Here is a 16001-nt window from a genome sequence, read left to right on the forward strand (position 1 = left end):
TGCGATGCCGTACAAGCAATTCGTGGGCCGAAGTGCAATCCGTCGGCCGCGCTAGGCCGTCGAAGGCGATCACGCAGTGGTCAGGGGCGCGGCGCTGTCAGTCTCGTCCATCGCCGAAACGGCGCTACGGATGCGCGCGGCAATTCGCGCGTCGAGCGGGGTGTAGACGAGCATGCTCAGCTCTGGCCGGCCATCGACGGCGAACAGCGAATATTCCATTTCGATGGTTCCGAACGCAGGATGCAGCAGGCGCTTAACGTGCTGGGCTTCGCTGTGGCCGAATACCTGGTTTTCGCGCCACATGCGTTCGAAGTCGGGGCTCTTGCGACACAGATCATCGACCAGATCGCCCACCTCCGAAGCGATCCCCGCGCGTGCGACGTCCGCGCGGAACGTCCCCACCACGGAGCGGGCGACGCTCTCCCAGTCATGCTGTTTTGCGCGGGCGTCGGGATCGCCGAACAGGAAGCGCAGGATGTTGCGCTGGCCCGGCGGCAGCGCGCTGTAGTCGGTCAACACGACGGCTGCCGCGCGATTCCATGCGACCACGTCCCACGTCGCGGTCTTGATGATCGACGGGCTCGCCTCGAGCGAATCGAGCACGCGCTGCAAGCGCGGGTCCACTGCGTCGGTGGAGCGGTAGCGGACTTCCGGGGGGCGCCCGAGGCCCAGCATGAACAGATGTTCGCGCTCCGCGTTGGTCAGCATCAGCGCCGCGCAGATGCGCTCCAGCACCGCGGCGGACGGCGCGCCGCCGCGGCCCTGCTCGAGCCAGGTGTACCAGGTCGAACTGATATTCGCGCGCTGCGCGACTTCTTCCCGGCGCAAGCCGGGCGTCCGCCTGCGGCCCGAGAAACCGAAGCTGGCCGGGTCGAGCCGCGTGCGGCGGCTGCGCAGAAAGTCTCCGAGGGATTGGGCGGTGTTCACTGGACGATTAACCTGTTAGTCGCTTTACCGGGATAAGCTCACTACTTCAATAGCATAGCGAATGATCGCATAGTGCGTCGGTGGCTATTCTGGAGACTTGACCATGCGAATCTTTCTGACAGGCGCAACCGGGTTTATCGGCTCGGCTTTGGTGCCCGAACTTATCGAAGCCGGGCATCACGTGATCGGCATGACCCGCTCCGATCAGGGCGCGCAGGCGCTCGTCGCAGCGGGCGCGGAGGTGCATCGCGGCACGCTCGAAGACACCGACAGCCTGCGCAGCGGCGCCGCGAAGGCCGACGCCGTCATACACCTTGCTTTCGATCACGACTTCTCGCACTTCGTGGAGAACTGCGACAAGGACAAGCGTGCGATCGCAGCACTTGGCGCGGCGCTGGCGGGCTCGGATCGGCCGCTTCTGATCACTTCAGGCACGGGCGTCGGCAGCCGGGATAACGGGCAGCCGGCCGTCGAGGACGTGTTCAACACCAGCCACCCGAACCCGCGCATCGGCTCCGAGCTGGCCGGCAATGCACTGCTGAAGGACGGAGTCAACGTGTCGGTGATGCGCTTGCCGCAAGTGCATAACCCGTACAGGCAAGGCCTCATCACGCCGCTCATCCAGATCGCTCGGGACAAAGGCGTATGCGCATATGTGGAGGAAGGACTTAATCGGTGGCCGGCCGGGCATCTGTCGGATGTGGTGCGGCTGTACCGGCTTGCGATCGAGAAGGCCGAACGCGGTGCGCGCTATCACGCGGTCGGCGAAGAGGGTGTTAGTGCACGAGAGATCGCCGAAGCGCTGGGGCGCGGCCTGAAGTTGCCGGTCGTCTCGATCGCGCGCGGCGAAGCGCAGGCGTACTTCGGATGGATGGCCATGTTCGCCGCGCTCGATATGCCGGCATCGAGCGCGCAGACGCAGGCGCGTTTGGGCTGGCGGCCGACCGGTCCCACGCTACTGTCGGATCTGAACGAAGCGCGCTACGTTCCATCATAGATGTTTCAATATGCCGCTCGCGAGCCTGCGCAGTTCGTCGAACTGTGTGACGAGTTGGAGGCACAGAATAAAGGCTAGCGTCGCAGCGGGCGCCGGGTGGCGGTCCATCCATCGCAGCACCGGCGTCGCGTAGCGCGTGCGGATCGCGTCGCGCGTCATGATCAAGGTGATCGTGATCCCCACCGCGGCGCCCACCAGCAAATCGGTCGGATAGTGAAAGCCGAGATAGGCGCGCGGAAGGCAAATGAACAGCGCGGTATAGAGAAGCGCCAGCACGCCGATACCCCGCCACACGAGGAAAATGCCGGTGGCGACCGCCATCCATAGCATCGCGTGATCGCTCGGGAAGGAACTCCAGTTGGTCAGCACTGCGTCCTTGATATCGCCGCTGGCGAAGCTCAGATGCAGTTCGGGGTCATAGACGGGGCGCACCCTGAACGGCAACCAGTGAGTCAGCACTCTTCCGACGAAGAGCGCTGCGAGGCCGCTGACAACCGTCGCGAGAACCATTTCTCGCCGCCATTCGCGGCATTCGTCTTGCTGAAACCACATCCACCACAGCACGGGAACGAGTACGAGACCTTTGAAGGTGTACAGGTTGTCGATGGCTTGTATGGATAGCGTCGCGAAATGACTGAAATGTATGTTGGATAGATATGTTTCGATGGATAAATCGAAGCTATTCATTATTTTCCAAAGAAATTGGGGCGGTCGCGGATGACTATCAGCATAATTCATCGCACGCACGGCATTTTTTGGCGCTTACCTTCACTGACAATTTTTACTGCGCAATTTCATCGCTAACTTTCGGTGACCCGGCGATCGCTCATCACAATGCGGAATAAGGGTTGGAATCGCTCTGTCGGAAGTTGTTTCCGTAGCAGCGCCAGGCGCAGCGATGACCGATAGTCGGATTCTTTCAAGGAGGCCATCATGAAACTGGTCGACTGGAATATTCAGTGGGGCTGCGGCGTCGACGGCCGCGTCGACCTCGGCCGGATCGTGCGGGAAGCACGCGCGTTGTGCGACTTCGACGTGCTGTGTCTGCAGGAAGTCACCCGCGGCTTTAATGAAGCACCGGCTGCAGGCGGATTGAAAGGCGCGCCGTCGTCCGATCAGTTCGCCGAACTTGCCGCTCTGCTTCCGGAAATGACCGTGCTCGATGCGATCGGCTCCGATCTGCCGTCGCTGGGCGCGAGCCGTCATCGGCGGCAGTTCGGTAATGCCATCGTGACCCGCTTACCGGTTCGTCAGGTGCTGCGCCATTCGCTGCCGTGGCCTGCCGATCCCGCCAAGCCGTCGATGCTGCGCGTCGCGCTCGAAGCGGTGCTCGAAGCCGACGTCGGTCCGATTCGTGTCATCAGCACGCACCTCGAGTTCTATTCGGAGAAACAGCGGCTCGCGCAAGTGGCGAGACTGCGCGAGTTGCATCAGGAAGCATGCAATCACGCGCATTTTCCCGCGCGTGGTGAAAAGCCGGACAGCCCGTTTGCCGATACGGCGCGTCCGCTCAGCGCGGTTGTCTGCGGGGACTTCAACAGCGCGTTCGAAGACACCGCGTTTTGCCGGATGCTCGAACCGATCGCCGACGCGCCGACCTTCGTCGATGCGTGGGCCCGCGCGCACCCCGGCGAGCCGCGGGCTGCGACGGTCGGCCTATACGATCACGAGCAATGGCCCGACGGACCATTCGCGTGCGATTTCGTTTTCGTCACGCAAGACCTGGGCACACGCATTGCGTCGTGCGATGTCGATCCGCACAGCCGCTCGTCCGATCATCAGCCGATGTGGCTGGAACTGCGTTGAAACTTCCGCGGGAATGCTTAAGGCTCTGTTAAGAGTTGTTCTGCGATGGTTGAGCCTATGTTCAAGCTACCAGAATAGTGAGCACCTCACATGAATAGCAGCCAATCGGAAATTCGCGCGCATGCAGTCAGCAAAGTCCCTCAGATCACGCTGGGTTTCTGGATCATCAAAATCGCCGCCACGACACTTGGTGAAACGGGCGGCGATTGGGTGACCATGTCGCTCAAATTGGGTTATCTGATCGGCACCGGGATCTTTGCAGTTATTTTTATTGCGCTGGTCGCAGGGCAGATCAGGGCGGAGCGGTTCAATGCCACGCTTTATTGGGCGACCATCGTCGCAACGACCACGCTCGGTACCACGCTGGCCGACTTCTTCGATCGATCCGTGGGAGTTGGCTATCCTGGCGGTGTCATGATCGTCTTCGCGCTTCTGCTTGCGAGCCTGGGCATTTGGTACAAATCGGAAGGTACGGTGTCAGTGCAGAGCGTAACCACGCCGAGAGCCGAGTGGTTCTATTGGGTGACGATCCTCTTTTCGCAGACACTGGGTACGGCGTTGGGCGATTGGGTGGCGGGATCGGACGAAGGCGGATTGGGGCTTGGCTATGAGAACGGCGCTTTGATCTTCGGTGCGGGTCTGCTGATCGTCGGCGCGCTGTACTACTGGTCGCGGCTGTCGCGGACCGCCATTTTCTGGGCAGCGTTCATCCTGACTCGTCCGCTCGGCGCGACCTTGGGAGATCTGCTCGACAAACCCGTTTCTCAAGGTGGGCTCGAGATCAGCCGACTCTATGCATCGGTGATTCTGGTTTCGTTCATGGCCCTGTGCGTGATTTTGTTACCGCAGCGTCCTGCTGGGCGAGCGATGCGGTAGTAGAGCGAAGAGGCTACGAATGTTCGGGAATAGCCATTGCATGCCCGCTGGACATTCGTTCAATCGAGGCTGACATGAAAAATCCCTGGACCAGGAAGAACCCGTTCCTGAGCATGTGGCTCAGCGGCGCGAATACCGTCGCCAACTCGGCGCGGGTACGAACGACGGCGGCGGCCAAACGCGCGGCCTCCGCGTTTTGGAGCGCCGCACTCACGCAACCGAAACCGAAGAAAAGAAGAAAGGCACGGCGCTGAGTTGACTCGTCCGCTGCCGCACGAGTTCGCCGCCTGGCGTGAGCGATCGCACACAGGGCGTATCCAAACGGCAAAAAAGAAGGGAGCGCCATGGTCGGCGCTCCCTTCATTCATGGGCTACACGGGCAGGCTTACTGGATCGGAGTCAGATAAGAACCCGACAGGAAACGTTCCGAACTCGGAATGGTTGCCGTGTAGGCCTGAATCGCGGCTGCAAGCTGCGGGCGAATCAGGTTACGGTTGTAGTCGTAGATCGAGTAGCCGTCGCCCTCGCCATTGCTCGGATCACCGTTACGCACGACATACCAGAACGCCTTTGCCACCGAACCGTTGTTCATCAGAATCTTCAACTGATTGAACGCGGCCGTTTGTCCGGCGTCCGTACCGTTGGTGCCATTGTTGGTCTCGGTCAGCCAGATCGGCTTCGCACCGCTGCTCACGAGGTTCGACACGGTAGTCACGAATGCCTGCACCAGCGTGTCGTACTCGGCGCTGCCGAAGTACGGGTGAACGTCGACGACGTCGATCGTGGTGTTCAACGGGCTGGAAGCACTCTTCATGTTGTTGCCCATGGCATTGATGTAGTCGGTCGCCTGGATCAGTTGGTTGCCTGCGGGCGGTAGCCAGCCGTTATTCGGATACGCCGAGTTGTAGAAGTACGAGATGCCCTGAGTATGCAGAACCGTTTTGTAGCCCGACTGGCTCTTCGTGTTCAGGACCTGCTTGGTTTCCGAATAGAGCGTCTTGCTGCGATTCAGAATGTAGCCGGAGATACCGTTCGGATCGCCGTAAGACGGGTCCGAAGCGGAGAACGACCAGTTGGTCTCATTGAACAGTTCGATATCAGCCGTGAAGGGCAGAACGACGTCCATCAGCGAGCCGAGATACTTCGTGAACGTTGCGTCGCAGAAGTCGAGTCGCGGCGACGATCCGCTCGGCGGATTCTGGGTGGCCGAGCATTGGTATGCGCTAGACGGCGCGTACATGCCCACCTCGAAAAGAATCTTCATGCCGCGCGTGCGTGCGGCGTTCAGAAGCCCCTTCAGAAAGGCCACCTTATTGGGGTCCAGCGTGCTGCCGTCGGCCAGGGTCATGAAGTCCCACGAAACACCGAGGCGAACCGTACCGACGCCCAATCCGGCAATCAGATCCAGGTCTTTTGAGCATTCGTTGAGCGCCGTCTGATCCCCGCTCCAGAGATTGCAGTTCACGTCCATTGCAAAACGGTCGTTTCCGCTTCCGGTGGGCGGCGGCTGCAGCGTGGCAGTGGCGCTTGCAGTGGTCGCGGTGGTGGCTGCGGTGGATGTGGTGGACGTGGTGGCTGGCGTGGATGTGGTGGCGGCTGCGGTTGTCGATGTGGTGTTGGTGTTGCCCCAATGTGACCTGGAGAACGACTTGGAGAACGCTGGCATCGATTGCCCGCACAACAGGGCTAAAACGGTGAATAAGGAGCAGAGTCTGAATTTCATGGATTAGCTATAAATGCTACTGACGGAGAAATGGACCGAGAACGTTGGCGTTACGTTTGCCGATGACCATCAGTTCCTGAAGCGATGGCACACGTAACGCAAACACGTCGAACACGTGAGTCAACTGTCGCTGACGTCACGATTGCAAATGGTCTTGCGCGGGATATGCGGCTTTCGTATTGATCGTCGCGAAACGGCTCAATCGCCTTGTCCCGCCCGTTGCACCTGGGCGCGGTTATAAGGCTGACCGTTCGCCTGAACCGGCGGCGAACCGTTATCGGTGGGCACTACGCCGTTGCTGTACGCATTCGTAGTCGCGTTCGCGACTGCGTTGGCAGAAAGGGAGGAGCTGGCAGTCACGGACTGCGTGTTGCCATCATCGCTTGTTTCACCGCCGCAACCTGCAAGGCTCAGAATTCCTGCGGTAAATGCAAGCACTGAAACAGTTTTTGCGATCTGAGGAAGTTGACGAAATGATGGCTTTAGTCTTGGAGAGAGTCTGCTGAAAGAGGACATCTGTCTATCAAGGCCCATGAACCTTGGCCGCTAAAACGAACAACGTTCGCGTGATAAGGACGTCGCCACGAATAATTACGCAACAACACGGAGTACAACTAACTAATGATCCGCTTTTGTCAAGGGCGCCCGTTGCCGGACTCGCGTCGTGCATTAATTGAATTTAATCCTCAGATTTAATGCGATGCGCGGAAAACCGCTTTCATCCTTCAAAAAGGAAGATTCGCTGATTCGTCGCAAATTGCGAAGTTCTACTGATCGAATCAAAATCGACCTAGGTTTTCCCTGACTGATCTGACGAAACGAATGATACAGAAATGGAACAAAAATTGCCTCGGCGGTCGTAACTAAGCGTAACAACGAAATTTGTGATATGGGAGCCTATCGGTAAGGTGCCCTGCCTCCCTTCCCACGCTTATCCAGACGCGTTCCCACGCTCTCCCGATGAATTCACCCAACAGCAGGAGAACCGTTACAAAGTTGTTACCTGGCGCCTATGGACAGGGGTGGGCACCTCTTTTCTGCCAATGTCTAGTTCTTGGCGGCTGAAAACCTAATTGAATTCATTAGTATGGTTTTAGAAAGAGAGACCATCCGTCGAGGAATTTTGGTGGCGCTGCCCTGATCGCATTAAATAAATCGCGAAATGCGGATTTTCGCAACGGTTCGCCTTTGAGTTTCGAAATAAAGCGAACACCGCGAGTCAGGGCGCAGACTGACACATATCGCCAGCGAAACACTTCTCCACCTCTACCGCATTCAGTGATTCAGCGCGCAACTCGAGATCTGCAAGTCAAAGAAAGAGCTTTGCTCGGGCCTTCCAAATGCACAGTTTTTGGGTGTTCATGGTTATGTGGCCGACCTCACAAAACGCAGCAAGTCGCGGGACGGACACTGTCATTTTCATGAAGGTTCCCTGATACGCTCACCAGTACCGATGATTCGCCACCAGAGAGCGAACGTAGCCGTCGCGCGAAGTATGCGTATTTGCCGCGCGAGTAACACGCAATAAAAGATGGCGACGAATAGTTCTGAAGATCGTTACACGTTGCGGGAGATCATGTTCATGTTTCATCAACACGCGCCGAGTCGCGCGGCGTTGCGCGCGCGCGCGCCGGTCCGAAACCCGAGTCGTCGTGCGCTGCTGCGTGGCGTATCGGCGGCGGCGTTAGCCGGCATTTCCTTTCCGCTATATGCGCAGCACGCAAGCGTGGGACTCGTCACGCCGCCTATTCGTCTCGACGACTACTGGGTGATCGATCAAAGCGGCCAGAAGCAGCTGCTAACCGACCTGTTGCATCGGAAAGTAACTGCGTTGCAGACGATTTACACAGGATGCAGTTCAGTTTGTCCTTTGCAAGGTGCGCTGTTCAGCACCGTTCAGCAACGGATATCGCAGTTGCAGCATCGCTATCCCGTTCAGTTGGTGTCGATTGGAATCGATCCGCTTTCCGACTCGCCGCCCGCGCTGCACGCATGGCTCAAGCGCTTCCAGGCCGGACCCGAATGGCGGGCGGCCACGCCGACGTTGCAGGACGTCGATCGGATGCGCACAGCGCTTTCGGGCAGCACCTTGCCACTCGGCAACATTGCCGATCACTCGACCCAAATCTACTGCTTCGACGCTAACGGAATGTTGCGCTGGCGAAGCGATGACCTGCCCCGCGCGGATCAAGTTTGCGAGGTACTGGGCGCATTAGGGCGTGTGTAATCTATTGGACTGAGAACATGTCACAAACAAGATCGCGTAGGATCACCTCGCAATTATTCGGCAAGTGCGTGAAAGCATTGCTGCTAATTGCATTCTTGCCGGTGCTTTCAATGTTCTCCGCGACGGCGGACGCGCAGACATCGAGCACGATCACCATTAACGGCACGAGCTTGTGCGCCGATGTGAGCGCCATATCGACAACGCCTGGCGCCTCGGTCATCGAGTGGACCTGCAATGGTCAGAATAACGAGCTTTGGACAGTGACGCAGAACAACGGGCTTTATCAGTTCGTCAACGTCAACAGCAATCTTTGCCTCGACATCTATGGGGTAAGCACGGACGCGGGTGCTGGGGCGGACCAGTGGAACTGCAACGGCCAGCCGAATCAAAGCTTTCAGCTGATACCGCAAGGTGGCGGCTTTGCAATCGTTGCGTCGCAGAGTAACTTGTGTCTGGCGATTGCGGGTCTCACCGCGCAGGGCTCGCAGATCACGCAGCAGCCTTGCAGCGGCGGCCCGCTGCAGACGTGGCAGATCAGCGGCATGACCGCGAAAACATTGCCGGCGAAGTGGACGACACCCTATAACCTGTCGATCGTGCCGGCTGCTGCGGCGAATCTCCCCGATGGAACGGTGGTACTGTGGTCCGCTGACCAGAAGCTGAACTTTACGGCTGGCGAAGTCACCCCCGGCAACACGTACACCGCAATCTTCAACCCGACGACCGGCACCAGCAAACAGGTCTATGTGACGAATACCGGCCACGATATGTTCTGTCCTGGCATCGTCAATCTTCCGGATGGTCGTATTTACGTCACCGGTGGTTCGAGCAGCGACGAGACGAGCTTCTACACGCCTTCCACTGGACAATGGTCGTCAGGTCCTCTAATGAAGATTGCGCGCGCCTATCAGGGCAGCGTAACGTTGAGCAATGGCAACGTATTCCAGGTGGGTGGTTCGTGGAACGGAGGCGAAGGCGGCAAGACCGGCGAAACCTGGTCACCGAGTACGGGTTGGCAAGTCAACAGCGCCATTCTCGCCGACTACATCCTCACGAATGACGCGGCTGGCATTTTCCGCTCCGACAATCATGCATGGCTATTTGCGGTGGCAAATGGGCGAGTCTTCCACGCCGGTCCGAGCGTTGCCATGCACTGGTTCGATACCGCCGGCGCGGGCAACGTGACGCCTGCCGGCAACCGGGGCAGCGATACCGATGCGATGAACGGCAACGCCGTTATGTACGATATTGGCAAGATCCTGGCTGTAGGCGGTGCGACGAGCTACGAGTATGCCAATGCGACTGCGAACGCCACGCTAATCGACATCAGTAGCGGCACCGCGGTGACGCAAACGCTTACGCCGATGAATTACCGCCGCGCCTTTAACACCAGCGTGGTCTTGCCGAACGGTCAGGTGGTGGTCTTAGGTGGAGAGGCGTACCCGGTAACGTTTTCGGACGACACCTCCGTGCTGGCGCCAGAGTTGTGGGACCCTACCACCAAGACTTTCTCGGTGCTCCCGCCGCAAGCCGTGCCGCGTAACTATCACAGCATCGGACTGCTGTTGCCGGACGGTCGCGTACTGAGCGGCGGCGGTGGACTGTGCGGAAGTTGCTCGACAAATCACACGAACCTCGAAATACTGACCCCGCCGTACCTGCTGAACGCGGACGGCTCGGCGGCAACCCGACCGACCCTCACAGCCGCGCCGACCACAGCACAGCTCGGGACATCGATCGCCGTAACGGGCAGCAGTGGCATCACGGCCTTTGCGTTGATGCGCATGTCTTCGTCGACCCACGCGGTCAACAACGAGCAGCGTCGGGTACCCGTGACTTTCACGGTAGGAACGGCGGGTGAATATCTGATCAATATTCCTTCCGATCCGGGTGTCGTGGTGCCCGGCTACTACATGCTGTTTGGCCTGAACGCGAAGGGCGTGCCGAGCGTTTCGCGCACGGTGCAGATCCAGTGATGGCACTACTGTCACGGCGAACCGCGGCGCGTGTGGCGCTGATGCTTGGGTTGGCGAGCATCACGCATGTTGCGCACGCCGCGCCGCTTTGCGAGCCGAAGGATCTCGGGTGCGCGATCTTCAATGGGCAGCGTTCGGTCGCGGCGCAATTGCGCGACGACGATCATCTGCTGCCCGGCTCGACTACCCGTTGCGCGAACTGCCATTCGCAAACCGGCGCGGCCGACGCATTCGCACCACCGTTGACCGCCGGCACCCTGTTTCCTGCGAAGAGTCGAAGGGACGGTCCGGCGAGCAGTTACGATCAGGCAACGTTCTGCAGGGCGCTGAGGGAAGGCATCGACCCAGCCAACGTGTTGTTGCGCAAAGCCATGCCTCACTACCGGATATCCGATACCGAGTGTGCGGCGCTCTGGCATTTCGTGACCAGGCCCTAGCACGTTGGGCTGAAAAGTGACAACGTGCGGCAGCGTACGGAGGTGCGGCAAGCCGTCAGATAGGCTGCGGTTGCGTCTGATATGAATAACTCGATGTCTGTCTGCCGGCGCAATATATCCGATGCCGAAAAATTAGAAGTCTGCGCCAGGTACGGCGGAAGCTGTATAGACGATAAGACGATTTGATTCGAGCAGGCGGCGGGTCCGTATCGCCTGCACCTTAAATCCAGCTTCCACCCTTTTCGTACACCCGCCCTGGGGTTTCGATGAACCAGAACTCTCTCCTTACGAATGCCGCTGTGGTTCGCAATAACGATGTGAGTCTCTCACGTTATTTCGACGTACTGATGGCCAACCGCTGGCTGGTCGGTGGAATCGCCGGCAGCGTGCTCGCCCTGGGCGTGGCGTACGCGTTTATCGCGCCGTCGGTGTACCAGGCCGATATTCTCGTGCAGGTGGAAGACAGCATCCCGACCAACAATTCAAGGAGTCCTCTGGGCGACGTCTCGAGCATGTTCGACGTCAAGACAGAGGCGACGGCCGAGATGGAAATCATTCAGTCGAGAATGGTGGTCGGCAAGGCCGTCGACGATCTGCACCTCGATATCAGCGCAAAGCCAAAGCGCTTTCCGTTGATCGGCGACTGGCTGGGGCGGCAGGCCAAAAGTCTTTCCTCGCCTGGTCTGTTTGGATTTGGCGGATATGCGTGGGGCAACGAATCGGTCAAGGTGTCCAGCTTCAACGTTCCGGAAGCATTCGAAGGCGAGAAGTTCGTGCTGACCGTTCTGGAGGACGGGCGCTACCGGCTGGAGCAGTCGGATCTGAGCGAGCCGGTCGAGGGCCGCGTGGGCGCAACGCTCGACACGACACTGCCTGAAGGGGCGATCACGCTGCGGGTCGATGCGCTGAACGCGAGGCCGGGCACGCAGTTCATTCTGGAGAGGCAGTCGCGCGAAAAGACGGTGGAGAACCTGCAGAACAGGCTGACCGTGTCGCAGAAGGGCAAGGACAGCGGCATCATCGGCGCGTCGCTGACGGGCTCCGAGCGGATGCTGACGGCCAGCACGCTTGCCGAAATCGGCAATGCGTATGTCGACCAGAATCTGAAGCGCAAGGCGGCGGAAGCCGAGAGGTCGCTGGAGTTCCTGAGCGCACAGCTGCCGCAGCTCAAGAGCGACCTGGAGCGCGCCGAGGGGCGCTATAACGACATGCGCAACCGCATGGGCGTGTTCAACCTCAGTGAGCAGGGCAAGGCCTATCTGGATCAGAGCGTGGCCACGCAGCGCAGCCTGCTGGAACTGAAGCAGAAGCGCGCGGAAATGAGCGCGATCTACGCGCCGGGTCACCCGGCGATCCAGGCGCTCGACCAGCAGATTGGCATGCTGGGCAGCAGAATCGGCAGCCTGTCGCAGCAGGAACAGGCGCTGCCGGAGCTGGAGCAGAATGCGGTACGCCTGACCCGTGACATGAACGTGAACAACGAGCTTTATGTCGGCATGTTGAACAACATGCAACAGCTGAAGCTGGTTCGCGCGGGCAAGGTGGGGACGGCGCGGCTGATCGATAACCCGGTGGTGCCGAAAGACCCGATCAAGCCGAACAAACTGCTGGTGATCATCTATGCGGCGTTGGGCGGCCTGATTCTGGGTGCGGGTGCGGCGTTCGCGCGTACGGCGCTCTATCGGGGCGTGACCGACGCGCAGGAGATCGAGGAGCAGACGGGCCTGAACGTGTACGCGACCGTGCCGCTGTCGCAGGCGAAAGTCGCGCGCATCGGCAAGGCGCCGAAGCTGCCCGCTGACGGGAAGTTCCTGCTGGCGAGCGAGTTTCCGCGCGACCCGTCGATTGAAAGCCTGCGCCGGCTCAGAACCGCGCTGCATTTTGCAATGCTTGAATCGGAGTCGGGCGACAATCGCGTGCTGCTGACGGGGCCGACCGAACAGGTGGGCAAGTCGTTCCTCTCCGCGAATCTGGCGGCGGTCGTCGCGGCGGCCGGCAAGCGGGTGTTGCTGATCGACGCGGACCTGCGCAAAGGCCATCTGGAGCAGTACTTTGGGCTCGACTCGACACCGGGGCTGGCGGACTATCTGACGTCGGAGGTGACGTCCGAGGCGGTGATCATGCGTGACGTGCGCCCGGGCCTCGACTTCGTTGCGCGCGGCGCGATCCCGGAGAACCCGGCCGAGCTGCTGGTGGGCGAGCGCATGCAGCAGTTCCTCGCGAAGACGAGCGACTACGATATCGTGCTGATCGACACACCGCCCGTCCTGGCCGTATCCGACGCGACCGCGCTCGCGGATAGCTGCGGCACCGTGCTGCTGGTGACGCGCTTCGAGACGACTTCCATCGCGCAGGTGCAGGAGGCGACCGCCCAGCTCAAGCAGGCGAATGCCCGGGTGAAGGGTGTGATCTTCAACGGGATCGATACGGACGTCTATCGCTACAGTCTGGGTGCGCGCGCCGGCCTCTATCGCAATGCTTCCTATCTCGACGCACTGCCTGCCAGTGGAGAGACAAAGAAGAACTAACCTTTGCGACGCGAGGGCCACGCTCGATTTCTTACCGCTCACTGCGTTCGCCGGCCACTAGATCTGCCTGATGGCGCTTTCGATAGCTGAGCGTACGGGCGCCGACGTCCTCATCTATGGCTGCATCCTTCTGATTCCCACTTTCGTGCCGGTCGCCATTGTCACGACTCGGCTCGAAAGTTGATTCCTGCAGCCTTTCAAGCTTCTCGGGCTTCCGCCTATCGCGCTGCCGGCACCTTCGCGTTCGGCTACCGTGTCGGCCATCTTTGTACGTCATACTTTACTGAATCTGCCCGTTGGCCAAGAGGCCATTACCATTCTGGAGATTGGCGCCGAGAGGGGGGCTAAACCCGTGGTATAGTGAGTTTCGTTATTAGATCGGTATTCATTTGCAAATAGGACACTGTGCTTTTGTCAATCTCTGCCGGACTTTAGGTCGCCTTCATCGCACTGTCCGGTGCCGCTACGGAATATCCCAGCCCATAGCTACGCCACCGATGACATCGTGCTGTTCAAATTCACAATATTTCGATGTGGTCGTAAGGGGAGTGGAAGATGGTAACTTTCTTGACGCATGCCGCGTGCCTGCTGATCGGCGTAGCGATTGGGGTCTTTGCGTGTGCGCTTTGCGTTGCGCGTGCGAGAGGATCAAAGGAGGATGATTAGTCGCATCGCCCTTTTATGATTCGTCTGTCATTGCGGATGTCCGCGGCTTCCCCATTTCAAAGCTATCAAGCACGTTGGAGCAGGGCAAAACAACCAAAATGACGCAAACTCCAGAGTCGGAGTTCGCGTTCACCTGGTCAATCGCGATAGGCGGGTTCACTTGACTGGCGTCAGGTAGGGGGCCGACAGGAATCGCTGCGCTCGCGGGATCGTCGCGGTGTATGCGCGAATGGCGGCCGCAAGCTGCGGACAAATCAGGTTACGGTTGTAATCGTAGATCGAATAGCCGTCGCCTTCTCCGTTACTCGGGTCGCCGTTACGCACCACATACCAGAACGCCTTTGCCACCGAACCGTTGTCCATCAAAACTTTCAACTGGTTGAATGCCGCGAGTTGCCCGGCGTCGGTGCGGCTCTTACCGTTGTTGGTTTCCGTAATCCAGATCGGCTTGGAACCGCTGGCAACCAGATTCGACACGGTTGTGTTGAACGACTGCATCAGCAAGTGGTAGTCGGCGCTGCTGAAGTACGGGTGAACGTCGACGACATCGATCGTGGTGTTCAACGGGCTGGCCGGGCTCTTCGAGTTGTTGCCCATTGCCTTGATGTAGTCGGTCGCCTGGATCAGCTCGTTGCCTGCGGGCGGCTGCCAGCCGTTATTCGGGTACGTCGAGTTGTAGAAGTAGGAGATGCCCTGAGTGTGCAGAACCGTCTTGTAGCCCGACTGCCTTTTCAAGTTCAGGATCTGTTTGGCTTCCGAATAGAGCGTCTTGCTGCGATCCAGAATGTAGCCGTAGATACCGTGCGGATCACCGTAAGACGGGTCCGAGGCGGAGAACGACCAGTTGGTTTCATTGAACAGTTCGATGTCAGCCGTAAACGGCAACGCGACGTCCATCAGCGCGCCGAAATACTTCGTGAACGCCGCGTCGCAGAAGTCGAGTCGCGCTGAGGATGCGCTCGGCGGATTCTGGGTAGCCGGGCATTGGTATGCGCTAGACGGCGCGTACATGCCCACCAGGAAAAGAATCTTCATACCGCGCGTGCGCGCGGCGTTCAGAAGCGCCTTCAGAAACGTCACCTTATTGGGGTCCAGCGTGCTGCCGTCGGCCAGCGTCATGAAGTCCCATGAAACACCGAGGCGAACCGTACCGACGCCTAAACCGGCAATCAGATCCAGGTCCTTCGAGCATTCGCTCAGCGCCTTCTGATCCGCACTCCACAGATTGCAGTTCACGTCCATTGCAAAACGGTCGTTTCCGCTTCCGGTGGGCGGCGGCTGCAGCGCCGCGAGCCGCTGAGCATTGGCGGTAGCCGCGTCCATTGTTTTGGCATGACCATTCTTCGCGAAGGCCGACATTGGCTGCCCACACAAAAGTGTTAAGGCGGCGAACAAGAAGATGAAATTGGGTTTCATATCTTAACTATAAAGGTTGACACCCCGAATTGGTCCGAAAACGTGAAAGTTAAGTGTGCAGATGAACATCAATTGTTGAAGCGAACGCATTGGTCGCACGAATACGTCAAACACGCGCATCAGACACGGCGTCGACGTTACAAGCACAAGATCAACGAAGTTTTCGTGTCTAGCTCGACAATGATCGAATAGTCCGACCGTGTGCGGAAACGCACATCGGGTCGAGTATTGAGCCGGGATACTTTTTCGGCTTGGAAGTGCAGCGACGAGTGGTCGCATAGGCTTTGGCGCGATAGTCCATAAAACAGGCTGTTGTTCATCAGGTTTTCATTTTTGACCTTCATTGAACGCAGCATTAACGCAAATTTTGGTGCTGAAACAGTTGTCTCTTTAGACAATTTGGAAATCGAAAGATTTGGAAG

At 59.0% G+C, this 16001-nt stretch carries 14 protein-coding genes; 8 read left to right on the forward strand and 6 right to left on the reverse strand.

Features of this window, described 5'->3' with window-relative positions; genetic code table 11:
• Positions 1-69 precede the first annotated feature (69 nt).
• A complete protein-coding gene (locus G5S42_RS37670) occupies positions 70-927 on the reverse strand; it encodes a helix-turn-helix transcriptional regulator (RefSeq protein WP_176111778.1) in 858 nt (285 codons plus the stop codon).
• Between the two features lie 103 nt (positions 928-1030).
• Between G5S42_RS37670 and G5S42_RS37675 the strand changes: the two genes are divergently transcribed.
• Positions 1031-1924 (forward strand): SDR family oxidoreductase, encoded by an 894-nt coding sequence (locus tag G5S42_RS37675; RefSeq protein WP_176111779.1) that lies wholly within the window; start codon positions 1031-1033, stop codon positions 1922-1924.
• Here the strand turns inward: G5S42_RS37675 and G5S42_RS37680 are convergent.
• Positions 1919-2611, reverse strand: coding sequence for a phosphatase PAP2 family protein (locus G5S42_RS37680; protein WP_176112016.1), 693 nt, complete (start codon positions 2609-2611; stop codon positions 1919-1921). The two genes, G5S42_RS37675 and G5S42_RS37680, sit on opposite strands and share 6 nt — an antisense overlap.
• A gap of 246 nt (positions 2612-2857) precedes the next feature.
• On the opposite strand from G5S42_RS37680, the gene G5S42_RS37685 reads away from it, so the two are divergent.
• Together G5S42_RS37685 and G5S42_RS37690 are read left to right on the forward strand one after the other, a co-directional pair.
• A complete protein-coding gene (locus tag G5S42_RS37685; RefSeq protein ID WP_176111780.1) occupies positions 2858-3730 on the forward strand; it encodes an endonuclease/exonuclease/phosphatase family protein in 873 nt (290 codons plus the stop codon).
• 90 nt (positions 3731-3820) lie between these two features.
• Complete coding sequence (locus G5S42_RS37690) at positions 3821-4606, forward strand: COG4705 family protein (protein ID WP_176111781.1); 786 nt, start codon at positions 3821-3823, stop codon at positions 4604-4606.
• 13 nt (positions 4607-4619) lie between these two features.
• On the opposite strand, the gene G5S42_RS45515 is transcribed toward G5S42_RS37690, so the two are convergent.
• On the reverse strand, positions 4620-4952 hold the full coding sequence (locus G5S42_RS45515) for a hypothetical protein (RefSeq protein WP_176111782.1): 333 nt from the start codon (positions 4950-4952) through the stop codon (positions 4620-4622).
• 39 nt (positions 4953-4991) lie between these two features.
• Complete coding sequence (locus G5S42_RS37700) at positions 4992-6077, reverse strand: glycosyl hydrolase (RefSeq protein ID WP_176111783.1); 1086 nt, start codon at positions 6075-6077, stop codon at positions 4992-4994.
• 43 nt (positions 6078-6120) lie between these two features.
• Between G5S42_RS37700 and G5S42_RS37705 the strand changes: the two genes are divergently transcribed.
• Complete coding sequence (locus G5S42_RS37705; protein ID WP_176111784.1) at positions 6121-6336, forward strand: hypothetical protein; 216 nt, start codon at positions 6121-6123, stop codon at positions 6334-6336.
• Positions 6337-6527: 191 nt separating this feature from the next.
• Here G5S42_RS37705 and G5S42_RS37710 read toward each other — a convergent pair whose 3' ends face one another.
• Positions 6528-6845 carry a hypothetical protein gene (locus tag G5S42_RS37710; RefSeq protein WP_176111785.1) on the reverse strand — a complete coding sequence of 106 codons (318 nt, stop codon included), beginning with the start codon at positions 6843-6845 and terminating at the stop codon, positions 6528-6530.
• A 1066-nt stretch (positions 6846-7911) separates the two neighbouring features.
• Here G5S42_RS37710 and G5S42_RS37715 point away from each other — a divergent pair.
• From G5S42_RS37715 to G5S42_RS37730, 4 genes are all read left to right on the forward strand, one after another.
• Positions 7912-8556 (forward strand): SCO family protein, encoded by a 645-nt coding sequence (locus tag G5S42_RS37715; RefSeq protein WP_176111786.1) that lies wholly within the window; start codon positions 7912-7914, stop codon positions 8554-8556.
• Positions 8557-8573: 17 nt separating this feature from the next.
• Positions 8574-10532, forward strand: a complete 1959-nt coding sequence (locus G5S42_RS37720; protein WP_176111787.1) for an RICIN domain-containing protein — start codon at positions 8574-8576, stop codon at positions 10530-10532.
• Positions 10532-10969 (forward strand): hypothetical protein, encoded by a 438-nt coding sequence (locus tag G5S42_RS37725; RefSeq protein ID WP_176111788.1) that lies wholly within the window; start codon positions 10532-10534, stop codon positions 10967-10969. The genes G5S42_RS37720 and G5S42_RS37725 overlap by 1 nt, the downstream gene beginning before the upstream one ends.
• Before the next feature lie 266 nt (positions 10970-11235).
• Positions 11236-13497: a succinoglycan biosynthesis protein ExoP gene (locus tag G5S42_RS37730; RefSeq protein WP_176111789.1), complete on the forward strand. Its 2262-nt coding sequence runs from the start codon at positions 11236-11238 to the stop codon at positions 13495-13497.
• Positions 13498-14319: 822 nt separating this feature from the next.
• On the opposite strand, the gene G5S42_RS37735 is transcribed toward G5S42_RS37730, so the two are convergent.
• The gene (locus tag G5S42_RS37735) at positions 14320-15579 is read right to left on the reverse strand and encodes a glycosyl hydrolase (protein WP_246392348.1); all 1260 of its coding nucleotides are present in this window, start codon (positions 15577-15579) and stop codon (positions 14320-14322) included.
• Between the last annotated feature and the right edge of the window lie 422 nt (positions 15580-16001).

This window comes from Paraburkholderia youngii, assembly GCF_013366925.1.
Lineage (GTDB): Bacteria > Pseudomonadota > Gammaproteobacteria > Burkholderiales > Burkholderiaceae > Paraburkholderia > Paraburkholderia youngii.